16 protein-coding genes are annotated in these 13,655 nt (G+C 60.9%); 6 read left to right on the forward strand and 10 right to left on the reverse strand.

Features of this window, described 5'->3' with window-relative positions:
• Positions 1–161: 161 nt before the first annotated feature.
• The 3 genes from JX001_RS11510 to JX001_RS11520 are packed head-to-tail and all read right to left on the reverse strand — an operon-like array spanning position 162 to position 2,919.
• The gene (locus JX001_RS11510; protein ID WP_240612185.1) at positions 162–1,394 is read right to left on the reverse strand and encodes an MBL fold metallo-hydrolase; all 1,233 of its coding nucleotides are present in this window, start codon (positions 1,392–1,394) and stop codon (positions 162–164) included.
• A gap of 2 nt (positions 1,395–1,396) precedes the next feature.
• Positions 1,397–2,368 (reverse strand): hypothetical protein, encoded by a 972-nt coding sequence (locus JX001_RS11515; protein ID WP_165116466.1) that lies wholly within the window; start codon positions 2,366–2,368, stop codon positions 1,397–1,399.
• Positions 2,365–2,919, reverse strand: coding sequence for a hypothetical protein (locus JX001_RS11520; RefSeq protein ID WP_165116464.1), 555 nt, complete (start codon positions 2,917–2,919; stop codon positions 2,365–2,367). The genes JX001_RS11515 and JX001_RS11520 overlap by 4 nt, the downstream gene beginning before the upstream one ends.
• Before the next feature lie 122 nt (positions 2,920–3,041).
• On the opposite strand from JX001_RS11520, the gene JX001_RS11525 reads away from it, so the two are divergent.
• Together JX001_RS11525 and JX001_RS11530 are read left to right on the forward strand one after the other, a co-directional pair.
• Positions 3,042–3,983, forward strand: coding sequence for a hypothetical protein (locus JX001_RS11525; protein ID WP_165116462.1), 942 nt, complete (start codon positions 3,042–3,044; stop codon positions 3,981–3,983).
• Positions 3,984–3,987: 4 nt separating this feature from the next.
• Positions 3,988–4,677 carry a uracil-DNA glycosylase family protein gene (locus tag JX001_RS11530; RefSeq protein ID WP_165116460.1) on the forward strand — a complete coding sequence of 230 codons (690 nt, stop codon included), beginning with the start codon at positions 3,988–3,990 and terminating at the stop codon, positions 4,675–4,677.
• Between the two features lie 124 nt (positions 4,678–4,801).
• Here JX001_RS11530 and JX001_RS11535 read toward each other — a convergent pair whose 3' ends face one another.
• The 5 genes from JX001_RS11535 to JX001_RS11555 all read right to left on the reverse strand — a co-directional run bounded on the left by JX001_RS11535 (position 4,802) and on the right by JX001_RS11555 (position 8,808).
• Entirely contained in the window at positions 4,802–4,999 is a 198-nt protein-coding gene (locus JX001_RS11535; protein ID WP_174085763.1) for a hypothetical protein, read from the reverse strand.
• Between the two features lie 37 nt (positions 5,000–5,036).
• Positions 5,037–5,255, reverse strand: coding sequence for a hypothetical protein (locus JX001_RS11540; protein ID WP_088582792.1), 219 nt, complete (start codon positions 5,253–5,255; stop codon positions 5,037–5,039).
• A 294-nt stretch (positions 5,256–5,549) separates the two neighbouring features.
• Positions 5,550–6,440, reverse strand: coding sequence for a plasmid partitioning protein RepB C-terminal domain-containing protein (locus JX001_RS11545; RefSeq protein WP_240893505.1), 891 nt, complete (start codon positions 6,438–6,440; stop codon positions 5,550–5,552).
• A complete protein-coding gene (locus tag JX001_RS11550) occupies positions 6,440–7,318 on the reverse strand; it encodes a plasmid partitioning protein RepB C-terminal domain-containing protein (protein WP_165116454.1) in 879 nt (292 codons plus the stop codon). Before JX001_RS11550 ends, JX001_RS11545 begins: the two co-directional genes overlap by 1 nt.
• Complete coding sequence (locus JX001_RS11555) at positions 7,315–8,808, reverse strand: recombinase family protein (protein ID WP_219355409.1); 1,494 nt, start codon at positions 8,806–8,808, stop codon at positions 7,315–7,317. Before JX001_RS11555 ends, JX001_RS11550 begins: the two co-directional genes overlap by 4 nt.
• A 203-nt stretch (positions 8,809–9,011) precedes the next feature.
• Between JX001_RS11555 and JX001_RS11560 the strand changes: the two genes are divergently transcribed.
• The 3 genes from JX001_RS11560 to JX001_RS11570 all read left to right on the forward strand — a co-directional run bounded on the left by JX001_RS11560 (position 9,012) and on the right by JX001_RS11570 (position 10,552).
• A complete protein-coding gene (locus JX001_RS11560) occupies positions 9,012–9,320 on the forward strand; it encodes a hypothetical protein (RefSeq protein WP_165113659.1) in 309 nt (102 codons plus the stop codon).
• Positions 9,321–9,386: 66 nt separating this feature from the next.
• Positions 9,387–9,698 carry an excalibur calcium-binding domain-containing protein gene (locus JX001_RS16485; protein ID WP_165116450.1) on the forward strand — a complete coding sequence of 104 codons (312 nt, stop codon included), beginning with the start codon at positions 9,387–9,389 and terminating at the stop codon, positions 9,696–9,698.
• A 395-nt stretch (positions 9,699–10,093) separates the two neighbouring features.
• Complete coding sequence (locus tag JX001_RS11570) at positions 10,094–10,552, forward strand: SDR family NAD(P)-dependent oxidoreductase (RefSeq protein ID WP_205681123.1); 459 nt, start codon at positions 10,094–10,096, stop codon at positions 10,550–10,552.
• A gap of 94 nt (positions 10,553–10,646) precedes the next feature.
• Here the strand turns inward: JX001_RS11570 and JX001_RS11575 are convergent, their stop codons facing one another.
• Entirely contained in the window at positions 10,647–11,702 is a 1,056-nt protein-coding gene (locus JX001_RS11575) for an ATP-binding protein (RefSeq protein ID WP_205681124.1), read from the reverse strand.
• Positions 11,702–12,391 carry a response regulator gene (locus JX001_RS11580; RefSeq protein WP_205681125.1) on the reverse strand — a complete coding sequence of 230 codons (690 nt, stop codon included), beginning with the start codon at positions 12,389–12,391 and terminating at the stop codon, positions 11,702–11,704. The genes JX001_RS11575 and JX001_RS11580 overlap by 1 nt, the downstream gene beginning before the upstream one ends.
• Positions 12,392–12,543: 152 nt before the next feature.
• On the opposite strand from JX001_RS11580, the gene JX001_RS11585 reads away from it, so the two are divergent.
• Complete coding sequence (locus tag JX001_RS11585) at positions 12,544–13,653, forward strand: efflux RND transporter periplasmic adaptor subunit (protein WP_241004623.1); 1,110 nt, start codon at positions 12,544–12,546, stop codon at positions 13,651–13,653.
• Positions 13,654–13,655 lie beyond the last annotated feature (2 nt).

Here is a 13,655-nt window from a genome sequence, read left to right on the forward strand (position 1 = left end):
CACCTCAGATTGGGCTTCAGGTAGCTTAAAAGAGGCCGGCGAAAGAGATGAAAATCCCCACCGCGCCCGCCAGCACTCGGCAGGCTTCGCCAGAGAAAGTCCGGCATCTTTTTCGCGCTCAGTGCGATTTTCCGAATGTACACTGAGGCCTGTTCTGCAGCTCACAGAACCAACGGTTGCCCGTCGACGAGACGCGTAATCGGCGGAAACCCCTCTCGGTCGAGATCCCACGCCACCCCGTGTATCGGCACCATCGTCTTTGGTTTCATCGCGTTGGCGAACGCTCGAAGATCTGACGGCGACGCATGCCCGCTGGTGTGCAGATGTTTTGCCCTGGCACGGCCCTCGCCGAACCAGTTCTGCAGTCGTTGGCCATCCTCGTTTTTGAGATAGCCGCTCCACATCGCGTAGCTCCACGCGTCGTCTGCGGTCGGCGTGACCCCAGCCGGCGAGTAGTCCTTGATCAGAGACGGCCGCACCATGATCACCCACCTCTCAGGTGAGTTTACGAGCGCCTTGGCCGAGATGCCGTTCGCCGCCATGCGCGTCACGAACGCCTCGTCGCCCTTGCGCTTGTACATCCGCGAAAACGCGCTGGTGATGACCACCTTAATCGACGACCAGTCTGGTTGAGGTATGCGACCGTGCTCCGCCAACACGTCGAGCACCTCTGCCGTATAGAGGTCGATCACAAGCGTGCGCTTGGTTTTCAGACACGCGCGATAGAGCGTGACGGTACGGTCGATGTTTTGCGCAGACCACGCCACAAACACCCGCCCCTTAGTCGCCCGAAACAGCTCGACATAGTCCGCCTCAAGGTCGGTCTCTGTCATGCAAGGTTTGTCGCTGCCGAGGTTGGTCCCCTCCATCAGCAGCACGTCTATATCGGCCGGCGGCGACGCCATCATGCGCTCGACGAGCTTCGACTTGCGCCCGTGTGTCCTGAAGTCGCCCGAGTAGAGAATACGCCGACCTTCCACTTCGATGAGCAGCATGTGCGCATCGAACGCCGAGTGGTCCGTCAGGTAAGGTGTGACCGTGAACGGTCCGATCTGGTTCGCCTTGCCCACGTCCCACGGCCGGAATTCCCGCTGCATCGGTTGACCGAAAATGATCGCGGTCAGCTGTATGAGTCGCTCGGTCGCCTTGCCGCTGTAGATCGGCCAGTGCGCCGGTATTTCCTCGAGAAGGCCGTAGTGGTCTTGGTGAGGGTGTGAGATCAGCACTCCGTCGAGAGGTCGGTCTCGATCGAGCGTAGTTGGCAGCAAACCTACCGCATCATTCGGCGCATCAAGAGGTCGGCCGACGTCGAGTAGGATCCTGCCGGCGTCGCTAGAAAGCTCGATGCAGTTCCCGCCGATCTGATCGGTCGCGCGATGGACGGTGAGATTCACCGTCAAACGACGACCCCAAGATTCATGGCCTCGCCCGGTCGGACTTCGACAAACTTGACGGCGCCGTTCAACGCGGGCCGATGTAGATCTTCCCAGTTCCCTTCGCCGCGATCACCGGGTCTTAGGATGACCAGAACGGCTTGCCTAGCAACGTTGAGGGGCACCGTCGTCGCCGCTCGACGAATCGTGTCCGACAGCGTGATTTCCGCGCCGACACTTCGCGTCATGCCAGCCAGCTCCAGGAGACTTATCGCTGTCTGTGAGTACGCGTTGGCAATGGCATCGCGGTTTGTCGGGTCGGTGAGATAGTTCTCGTATTTCTTGAGCTGATTGACGACCTCAGGCTCTGCTTTCGAGGAGCGAACTCGACCGTCGTCGATGCGCTTCACCTCGCCGAAGATAACCGTCAGCGTCCCCTCGACCTCCTCGACCGCGACGACATCCATGCGTGGCGCGGTTCTTCGCGAGCCCCAAGCGGGAAGACCCATCTCCAGATCGATCACGCCGTCGTTCGCAGGGTTGTCGAGCAGCTGATCGATGAGCGGTTTTTCACCGCCGACCTTGGCGTAGTGCCGGTTCACGACGTCAATCCAAGCCTTCACCGTCGCAAGCCCTTCGTAGGCGCGCGATGTCAGGCCTTTGCAACTGATCCCGCGGTCGTCGAGGCGGGCATAGACCTGGCCGACCACCCCGCGCTCATCGTCGTTGCAGATGTATTTGGCGTGGACCGAAAGCGTCGGCCGATGCGATCCGTCGAAGCTGACTTTAGCCACCGATTGGCCGTGTCGATAGAAGTTAAGGTAGCCGTGCCGGACCGCCAAGCGCAGCCCGTATTCCCCGCTACTCACTCCACTCGGTTTCCAAAGCGACAGCAGGTCACGCCACCAATGATCGCTTACGACCGCAGCAACTGCGAGGGCGTTCATTTGCTTCGAGGTGAGTCCCCGGCAGAAGAGTTTGTCAGTCGTCGTCATTCGGATCCCGGCGTCGGAAGGTCTGCATTAAATCGCGCGTCGCCAACCACGCGACAGCTTGTTTTGTCGATGACGAAGCGCTGCCGAACGGCGAGCAGCGTTGCGTCATCGGCCGCCAGAGTTTCAGCGATTGTGACGAGCCACATCCGGTCCCAAGGCGCGTAAACGACATGCCCTCGCGGCCAGTCGCTGCTCTCTCTTCCCTCCACTGAGAGGCGCTGATGCGGAGTAAGGTGTTGGTCGTTCTCGCCGAGACCTGACCAGCACCGCTCGAAGGTCAATGAGTGATGCAAATCGATAAACGTGTCGTCTTCGATTTCCGCATCCTGAAACCTACGTCGGTAGCTAGCAAGCTCAGGATTGCCATTCCTCGGCTCGACGACCCAGAACCGGCCGACGAAGTGCTTGGCTGACCTAAAATGCTCGTCGTCGTCACTGATCGCAACCTGACCGCTCGCTACCTGCTGCATCACATAGTGGTCGTCTGGATCGTGCCGCCTGGCGGCGTCCTCGACGAAGTCCGCCAGATGCTCGTTTTCGTTGTGATCCATCGCTACTCCCCCAGCTCATTCAACCGTATTGATTCACTTGAGCAAGCGAGAAGTTTCTAATGATCAACCAAGTGGTGTGACCTACGACCGATTGTGACGTACCTCGCGCGCGGTATCCCGACATGATGGAGCGCAGTCTGTTGTCGGCGATCGCAGGTCCCTGCGAGGGTTGGGCGGTCGCATTCTTCGGTGGTCGTGCCGAAGCTGAGCTCGCGTTGATCTCAGCTGAGCGACGACAACTTTGGTGCGCAATCTGGGCCCAAATGTCTGCGCGTGCTGAGCGCGTGGATTGTCCGACCGACGTCGATCTTTGGCGCGAACGGTTCAGAGCATCCTCGTTAAGATCGCTGATCGCGCTGTCGGGATTCAAGCAGGCGGCAGGTTTCGAGCGCGCTCTGAAGCGACTGGGCTGGAAGGCTCTGAAGTGCACGAGCTCATACCTCAAGCTCGCGGACGTGTTGGAGGCTGGTCGCGGACCAGCGAAGGTCCTTCGACATCTCGACGCGATCGACGAGCGCGTGATCGATTTGCTCGCCGCAATACCTGACCACGCCTGCTCGCCCAAGAAGGTGCAACGCCTCAAAAGCAATCGGCGCGTCACCGCGATCTTGCTGCGCAGACAGCAATGGCGCTTGGATCGCTTAGGTCAGTTAGACACCGCTGCAGCTGCTGTTTTCGAGCGTGACTTCGTCGCGTCGGTCATTTCTGAAGCCGACGGCGACACGTACGCTGGCCTGCCATTGCCGTCGCCGCCTTGGCCCGGCAACGAACACCTCACGCCGCTCGATACGGAGGCGAAAATGGAGGTCGCTGGACGCCTGTTCCGAAACTGTCTCGGGAGTCGCGTCAGCCAAGTCAGGATGGGGTTCTCCTACTATTACCAACTCGGCGAGGTTGGCGTGGTTGAGATGGAGCGTGTCTCCAATCTCGGTTGGGAGATCACCGAGGCCGCCGGTCGACGCAATGCAACGCTTGCGCCCGACGCGCTCGTGCTGTTGCAATCCGCGCTAACCAATCTACCGGCCCATATCTCTCCGGTCCTCTCTGACCAGATCGCGAATTAGGTTCATGAGCTCCAACACGCCCTTCTCGAAAGCCGCCATCGCTGAGCTTTACGCCAACCACTTTAAAGACGCGCCTGAGACCGCGATGGGCTGGACATTTATGTACTGCCGAGAGGACCGCTTGAGCACTGCCAAAGTCGGCATCATCGGTCTCAACCCGGGTGCGGATCGCGAAGATAGCGACACGCAAACGCAGCAAGCCGATTGGGACTGGCCTAAGGGCGGCATGGCCTACACCGACCAAAAGTGGGGGCCCGCGGACTCACACAATCCGCTTCAGCAGCAGATCGTTCGAATGCTCGAAACGCTTGAGGTCGACAGCAGGGACGTATTCGCCGCTCAGCTTGTTCCATTTAGGAGCCGGAGCTGGTCCAAGCTGCCAACCCCTGGCGTCGCCCTCGCAGCGGTGAGACCGTTGTGGCAAGAGGTCGCGAAGAAGTCGCCGACGATCAGGCTTTGGATCTCGCTCGGTAAGCAGGCAGGTCGAGAGCTCGCCGCGATCTTGGAAGCCGGCACGCCGCGACGTTTGAACGTCGGCTGGAATCGGCAGTTCGCCGAACTCTATCAAGCGCCCGATGGTCGCGTGGTGCTTGCCCTGCCTCACCTTAGCCGTTTCAAACTGATGACCACGGCGGACCGCTCGGAGGTCGAAGCTTGTTTGGCTGCAGGAAAGCGATTGAGCGGGTTGGCGTAGGTCCGAGCGCGACACGCGTCAGTGTCTTTGTGCTATCGTCCCTAAGCGACGAGAACGCGGCTTCCGCCCCCCTGCGTTTGTCGCGATCTAAACTCAGCTCTGTTGAGCCCTCTGCGCTGCGAACTTACCGCGCCACCCAGAACGCCGCAGTCTGCGCCACCGACACTTCGGGCATCTTCTTCTGACTTCCGATTTTAAAGCCCTTGCTCAGCATGAGCTCGCCGACGATCGAGCCTGCTGTGACTGTCGTCATGCTGATCTGACCGTACCTGCTGCCCATCCGCTCAACGATCATCGGCTCGACCCCAGCGAGTGCCGGCAACCCGTCGGCTGTGGCCTTCAGACAGGCTGCCTGTCCCTCAGGTGACTCGATGACGGCGCATCTCGAGCACGCGAAGATCAGACATGCTGATGCCGCCGGTCGGCGCATAGTTCAACCCAGACCTCTCGATAAACTGCGCGAGCTCGTCCGCCTCGAGTGTACCCTTGGCCCGCGCGTTCGACCACACATTGAAGCGCTCTTCAGGTGTCTTGGCCTCGAGCTTTTCGAGCGTCCATCCGCCAGCGAGTTGCGTCATCCTGGTCCCCCTCGATCCAGTCTCATCATATTGGTTTCCGCGATCAGTGCGGTTTTTTGAATGCACACTGAGACGCCAAATCGATCTTAGTCGAGCGCAGCGGTCGTCGAGCTTGGCGCACGATCCCAACGGCGGGTCGTCCCGCCGGACCGACCCTAGATGGGCAGATGACGCCCATCCTAGCGGGCTCCGAACGGGATCGCCGTCATCCCCGCCACCACCCTTGATCCGCCTCCGCCGACGGCTTCTCCGGTGGTCCCGGCGCTTGAAGGGTCCCGGTCCCCTTAGGCGTGCTCAAGCCGCTTGGGCGGGAGGGTCTAACGAGGTTGCTGCGACAACGGATCGGAAGGTCTCCAGCATCTCGCGATGCGAGTTTGCGAGAAAGGTTTCGATCGACCGTTTGGTGAGCAACCGCTCCAAAAAGCCTGCCGCGATGACCAGCAGCAGCGTGTCGTCGCCAAACGCTGTCTCCAACTCGTGAAAGTCTTCAGACACCGCAGCGAGCTCCCGCTCAAGCCGCTCGATCTGTTCCGGGCTGACGCCGCGTATCGCCTTCGCTTCGGGCTTCACGAGATCGGCGGGTTTGGTCGTGACCAGAAGCGCCCTCGCATATGTGGCGCTGTAGTTGTTTGCCGAGATCATCAGCTCCGCAACTTCGAGCTGACGCATAGCTTTCATCTTGCGCAGCTTCTGAAAGGCATTGATGCCGACGGGCTTGTCCTTGAGCAGCTCAGCGACGTCGTCATGAATCCCGTTGAGCATGTGACGTCTGGCTCGAATTGAGCCGACATCGACATTGAGCGCCCGCGCGAGTTTGGCTTCGGATACCCCTCGCTCAATGGCGCGAACAATCATGTAGTGCTCTTGAATCGGTTGAAGCCGATTGACGCGCTTGTTGTAGGTAAAGGCCTCATCGTCCTTAGCGACGATGCATCGCGCTTCCACTGCGCCCTGCTCCTTCAACACGGCCAATCGCACGTGGCCGTCGAGAAGAGTGAAGGCATCGCCTGACCGGGCTTGGGCGAGGATCAGCGGCTCGACCAAACCCACTTCTAAGATCGATGCGGCGATGCGCTTGTACTTTGCGCTTTCGGTGACCGCCGCCGACAGCATCTTGGAGGGCAGAATGCGGTCGAAAGAGATAGATCGAACGCGTTGCTGGAAGGCGATTTTGACGGAGGCCATCACGGATGCTCCAAACCGACGCGCGCCGCGAGCGCGGACGGAAGATTGGTGATCCCTTCAGCGCGCATAAGCGCAGCGAAATGATCATCGGCAAGCAGATGCTTCAGTGCGTTGACGACAAAAACGAGACGCGTGCGCGTCAGAGAGGCCCGTCTGACAAAGGTCTCGCGACGTTCCGTCTCGCGTTGTAGCGACCGAACAAGCGTGTCGGCCGTGATCGGTTTTTGATTGCGGACGCCACGATTGCGATTGTGGATCCCTTTGCCGCTTGTGCTGCGTTGCTCGATAATGTGGCGAATGGCCAAAACCTGATTGCCCGGAATGGCCTTTTCTTCGAAGGCCTGAGCCAGAGCACGCTGCACCTCCCCTTCCTTGGAATGCGCGATCTCCATAGCGACAGTGTGAGGGATCACGCCGCGCTCGACCGCTGAGATCAGTTTTTCTTCGCCGTTCTCCAAAAGATGGCAGATCGCCCCAACATATTCCGTACTGTAGTCAACCTTCGCAGCGATTTCGCTATGGCTGTACCCACGCTCTCGAAGCGATCCGATGGCTCGAACCAGCTCGAGCGGTGTGTGCTGTCGACGAGCGAGGTTTTCGACCAAGCTCATCACAAAACAGTCTTCCTCGGCGGCATCGATCAACACCGCCGGGATCTGCTCTTGCCCAAGCGCGATGAACGCCTCTAGCCGCCCTTGACCGCAGACCAGATCGTATCGCGATCGACCGGGCCGCTGACTGACGGTGATCGGCTTTTTCAGCCCGAGATGCTCGATGCTGGTCACCAGCTCTTGAAACACTCTCTTGTTTCGAGCGCGAGGGTTCAGCACCGTGATGTCATTGACCGGGATGAGACGAATTTCAGCGACGTCGGTCATGCTGCATGGACCTCCACCCGCTGCGTGAGATCGAAGAACGCGTCGAGTGTGTCGAAGCGAAACGAGTCCAGCAGCACGCCATTGTCGGGCGCCAACCTCATGCTTGGATCCGCGCCACACTCGAACCAGGGGAGCAGGTAGTAGTCGCGGATTTCAGCGTTCCCGACCTCCATCCGCACTGCGATGGTGATGTCGGGGCGCAGACCCTGATCTAGCCGAATTTTCCACCGCAATCCGCCCGCCGGCGTTTCTAGGCAGCGTACGATCACGACCGATGCAGTGAACTCGTCATTGATGGTCAGCAGTCCGTTGCACGGGTCTTCTGAAACAACCGCTCCGCCCCGCTCGATTCCACCAACGACCTGGGCGACGACATCCGGATGTATCGCCCGGAGAGCCTGATTGATTTCGATGTAGCGATAGTCGCGAGCTGGCGAATAGCCGATCAGTTGGTAAGCACGAACGAGGCTCCCGAACCGGTGGCGAAATGCCGAGCTTGACGGCATGTCATCGACTTCGTCGATCACGAGCCCCGATAGCCATCCCTTTTTCGCCAGCAGGTCAGACAACCGAGCCAGCAGCTCTTCGTCACTGTATCGCACGCACCTGGCCTGGATGATGCGCTGTGCAGCCTCGAAAAAGTCCGGTTCAACGATCCCTTCGAACGCACCGTCGCGACGCACCCAGTTGTCTGGATCGTTCACCACGCGCTTTGCCTTCAACTTGAAGGAAGAGCGATTGTACACATTGTTGCCGATGTACTTTTCGTTCGTAAGAACCTGGTGGACCGTGCCGCGGGTCCAGGGACGTCCCAAATCCGTAAGCCGGCCCTCCCCGTTCAGCACCGTAGCAATTTCGCTTTCTGAGCGACGCTGAACGACGAACATCCGATAGAGACGTCGAACGACTTCGACTTCCTCGGGCGGCCCGGGGGTGAGCACCACACGATCGGTTTGAATGCTCTTTTGCTCGCCTCGCTCAAGCAGACCTTTCGGCGACAAATGCTCATCAACCAGTTGCCGACGCAGACCATATCCAGCCGCGCCACCTTGCCGAAAACCCAGCGTGATGAGGCGACACTGACCAGCAAAGACCTTGGCCGAGAGCTCGCGACTATACTCCCCCGCCATCGCGCGCTTCATGCTCTTTATGATTGTCGCGCTTAGGCTCCCGTCGTTCTCAAACTGCTCAGCACAGTAATGCACCGACAGCCCAGCCTCACGGCAGATGAACTCGTAATAAGCGCTCTCGTCAGCATCCTGGAAACGACCCCAACGGCTCACATCATAAACGAGGATAGCCTCAAATCCCGGAGCGCCGTTGCGAACGTCGGCGATCAGCTCCTGTAAAGCCGCTCGCCCATCAAGCCTCAGTCCGCTCTTTCCCGCGTCTGTGTAGGTCCGAACGACATCAAACCCACGTCGAGCCGCGTAGGCCGCGATCGCCTCAGACTGGTTTTCGGTTGAGTACTTTTGGTGCTCCGTCGACATACGGACGTACTGAGCCGCCCGCACTGATTTCGCGGCCCCCATCTCGTGCTGAACGCCCATTGGGTCCATAATGCACGCCAGTTACACCCGTCCGAATGGCGGTGAGAATCGAGCCGTAGCGGCAGTCCGACCGGATGTCGTTTCAAAAGATGGTCTGAAAACTTCAGCCCAAAATCGGAAAACTTCTCCATCAGGAGGCGTCGATGCAGGCCTTCCCGCAGATGATTGCTGGAGCACTTCGCGAGGAATGGGGCGAGAGTCCCTCTGCGCGCAAGGCGGTCGGCCTCATCACCAATGCAAATGAACGTGCTGTGCGAAACTGGTTTGATGGCCGTAACGGGCCCAGCGGCGAAAATCTGGTGCGCCTGATCCAGCACTCAGACGCCGTTTTATCAGCGGTGCTACGAGCTTCGCGACGAGATCAGCTCCTACCTGCCGTGGCGCTGATGCGCCTTAAAGCTTCGCTTCAAATGGCAATCGATAGTCTCGACGAAGCTTTTCCTAGCCGGTGACCGAACCACGCGAGCTGGACGCGCGCAAAAGTTGCGAGCTATGAAGCCCTGGCACGGGGCACCGACATGAAGTTCATTATTGCGTTCGTCATCATTGCGGCCTCGGCGGTACCGATAGCTGTAGCTGCGCATTCCGGCGGACTGAACGCAGAGGGGTGCCACAACGATCGCAAGCGAGGCGGTTACCACTGCCATCGTGCGGGCGGAGGCTCTTCGTCGCCCTCTCGTCCACGGGGCTTGAGGTCGTCTCCCCCGTCTAGCGGCGCGTTTGCGAACTGCACTGCGGCCCGTGCGGCAGGTGCGGCTCCCGTGCGTAGGGGCGATCCCGGTTATGGACGGCACTTAGATCGAGATGGTGACGGCGTCGGCTGCGAATGAGCATGACCAAACTGAATGGTTTCAATGAGTTATCAAACCGGCAGCAACGCGAATTCCATTTGGAAAACCCGCTGTAACCCATTGAATTTGCTCGTATCAGCTTGATCCTGTTTGGAGGCTTTCTTCTTTCATTTCAATGTACTTACAGCGTCTCTTAATCAGCGGGTCGTAGGTTCGAACCCTACATCACCCACCATCGTCCATGTAAATTGGAAGTTACGCGGTTGGCGGCCCCGCACAACGGCCGTCCCCTTTAGGTCGTAGACGTTCGCCAGATCGACGACACATGCTCTCACATTGTGCGCCATGACAGCGCGATGCGAGCTCGCTAGACATGATGTTAACGGTGCTGAGCCCGCCCCCTCAACGGCTCTGCTTGTCGATCGCCGACCCCGATGGCTATTCAATGCAAGTGTAAGCTATATCCAACTGTACACTATGGCGGTCGACAAAACCTCTCCGCCCATTGGACCTACGATCGATCGCCAAATAGGAAGACGTCAATCGAGATAGTGCGGGAAAGTTCAGCCGGGAGTAAGCGCTTCCCCGGTCAATCGCTTTACAACGTCAGCAGGGCCGCGGTGCGGTCCTGGGCAAGAAGCTGGACGACCGACCTTCAGGCCAAAGGCATTCGCTTCAATGTGGTGGCTTCCGGCGGCACCGCCACGCCACTGATGCGCAACTTTCTGGGCGCCCAGCCAGGGGTAGAGGATACCCTGAATCAGGCCGTACCCTTGGGCCGGTTGGGCAAGACCGATGAGGTCGGGCGAGCCGTGCTCTTTCTCGCTTCCGTCGAGAGCAGTTTCATTGCAGGCCACGAGCTGTTTGTTGATGGCGGTGTGGCGGCGGTTTGATGCGGGAACGTGTGCCGACCGGACTTCAGCTTCAAGTCGACTTCACGCAATGCTGCTCATGTGCCGGTATCTCGGGGATGGACGCAGCTGATGATCACAGCGACGGAAGGTCCAGACTGAAATCCAGGCCTGACCGGTCATTGCGGTCACAGAACGCAAACCCGCCGTGGGCTTCGGCGATGGCCCGCACGACCATGAGCCCAAGCCCGCTGCCGTCGCGCCCCTCGCTCATGCGGAAATAGGGATCGAACAGGCGCGGTGCGATGTCGGCGGCTAGGCCGGGACCGGCGTCGCTGACGGAAACCCGGGCCACGCCCTGGATGACGTCGGTCCTGATAATCAAGGGACCGGCCTGCGCTTCGGCGTGCTTGATGGCGTTGTCGATGAGCGCGAGGATGGCCTGGCGAAGACGGGCCGCATCCCCGACCGTTTGGGCCGGCGAGAGCCGCCACTCCACCGTGAAGCCGGCCTCGGCGAGCAGCGGGGTCACCGCGGGCTTGAGCGCCGTGACGGCGGCGGCGAGATCGAGCGGTTCGGTGTGGAGCATCAGTTTCTGGGCGCTCGCCAGGCTGACGACGCGCAGGTCCTCGATCAGACGGCCCAGGCTCGCCGCCTGATCCCTCAAACTGGCCAGCAATGGCCCGTCGAGCTTCAAGAGGCCGTCGCTCGCGGCGCTGAGTTGGCCCATCAGGATGGTCACCGGAGTGCGAAGTTCATGGGCGATCGAGGCGTTCCATAAGGTGATGTCGTTCGAGACCGCCTCCACCCGAGCCGCCATGGCGTTGAAATCGGCCACCAGCGCCTCGGCCTCTGCGGCCGACCCCGGTTCGGCGCGGGCGCGCGCACCGAGATCGCCTTCCTGGATTTGACGGGCCGTCGTCGCCAGAGAGGTGAGCGGTTGAAGCAGACGCCGCGTGAACATCACCGAAACGACGGCGGACAGGGACAGACCGAGCAGGATGAGGGCGCACAGGATGATCGAGTCGATCGGGTACCAGGCTCCACCTGTCTGGTCCGCGAGCCACTCCGGCTTCTGTGCGGCGATCAGAGCATAGATGAAATAGGCCCCGACCGAGGTCAGAAGGCCGCCAGCGAGAGAGACGCCGGTCATATAGAGACTGACCTTGGTGGCGAGACTGTTGAACCTCATCACGAAGAGGGCTCCAGCAGATAGCCGACCCCGCGCACGACCTGCAGCATCCCGTCGCAGTCGACCGTTCGCAACTTGCGGCGCAGCTTGCTCATGTGACTATCGACTGTCTTCTCCAAGGCGTCCTGGCCCGGCAGGCAGGCGTCGACCAGGGTGCTGCGCGAGGCGACTCGCCCCGGCGGTCGAGCCAGATAGGAGAGCAGCCGGAACTCGGTCAGGGTGAGGTCCAGTCCTGTGCGGACGCCCTCGCGGGCGACGTAGACGCGGTGGGCGTCGAAATCGATCTCCAGCTTGCCCAGCCTGACCACGCCCGGCGGCGATCGCGTCGCGCTTCGGCGGAGAAGGGCCTGCACGCGCGCAACCACTTCCAGCGGATTGAATGGTTTGACGACATAGTCGTCGGCGCCGATCCGCAGGGCCTGAAGCTTGTCGATGTCCTGGTCGAGGGCTGTGATCATGATAACGGGCGTATCCGCGTGGTGACGGAGATCGCCGAGGACTTCCCAGCCTGTTTTTCGCGGCAGGCCGACATCCAGCAGGACCAGGTCAGGTCGCAGACTGGTGTGCAGATCCACCGCCGTCTGGCCATCCCGCGCTGTGATCGTGCGAAAGCCTTCTCGCACAAGGTAGAGCTCCAAAACCTCTGCGATCTTGGGTTCGTCTTCGGCGATAAGCACCAGAGCGTTCATCGTAGGCCTCCTGCGTTTCGCGTCGCATGTCGGGCGCATCAAGAAAAGCGTGGGGCCGCATCGTCCACCATTCGTGCATCAAACGTCCACCATCACGCAGGGCGTTGGTGCGACAGCCCGCAGGCGGCGCCGCCGCGATCGTGGAGCTTTTCGTGACGAAACCTACCGATATCCTGCTGACCGGTCTTTTATGCGCCGTGACCCTCGCCGGATGCGGCAAGCCTGAACAGGCGCCTTCGACAGCCCCTGTTCAGGTGTCGATAGCGACCGCCGTCAACGGACCGGTGGCGATGACCGATGAGCTGCCCGGCAGGGTGGTGGCGTTGCGTACAGCCGAAATCAGACCCCAGGTCGGGGGGATCATCCAGAAGCGTCTCTTTGCGGAGGGCGCGACCGTGCGGGCGGGGCAGCCCCTGTTCCAGATCAACACGGCGCCGTTCCAAGCCGACGCAAACGCGGCCGCCGCCGCCCTTCAGCGCGCGCTGGCCGTCCGTGATCGCGCGCGGCTTCAGGTCGATCGCCTCAAGCCGCTGATTGAGACCGACGCGGTCAGCCGCCAAACGGTCGACGACGCCGCATCGACCCTGGCCCAAGCGCAGGCGGACGTGGCGGCGGCGCAGGCTGCCCTGGCGCGTCGCCGCCTGGATCTGAGGTTTGCGACCATCACCGCGCCGATCGCAGGACGGATCGGCGCGGCGGCGATCAGCGAGGGCGCGCTCGTCAATGTGGGCGACACGACGGCCTTGGCTTCGATCCAACAGATCGGCCAAGTCTACATCGACGTGCGTCAGCCTGCGACCCGGCTGACGGGCCTGAGCGAAGAGGCGATGCGTTCGGCGCCCGTGACCGTCCTGGACGCTGACGGCCGGCCCACCGGGTTGATGGGCAGGCTGATGTTCTCGGAGCGTCGGGTCGATCCGGCCACGGGCGATGTGACCGTCCGGGTGCTCGTTGACAATCCGTCCGGCCAGCTCCTGCCCGGCATGTTCGTTCGCGTGGGTCTGCCGCGCGGGCCCGCGCAGCTGCTGCCCCGCGTCCCGCAACAGGCCGTCTTTCACGCCGGCCCTCAAGCTCAGGTCATGGTGTTCGCCGGCGACGGCCGGGTGCAGACCCGAAATGTCCGGCTCGGGGAGGTGATCGACAACAACTACGTCATCCTTTCTGGCGTCAGCCCGGGTGACCGTGTGGTCGTGGAAGGGCGCGACCGTGTCCGGCCCGATGTCAAGGTCCAGGCCACGGCCTGGCGCAAACCTGTTCGCTGATC

This window comes from Brevundimonas fontaquae, assembly GCF_017086445.1.
Lineage (GTDB): Bacteria > Pseudomonadota > Alphaproteobacteria > Caulobacterales > Caulobacteraceae > Brevundimonas > Brevundimonas fontaquae.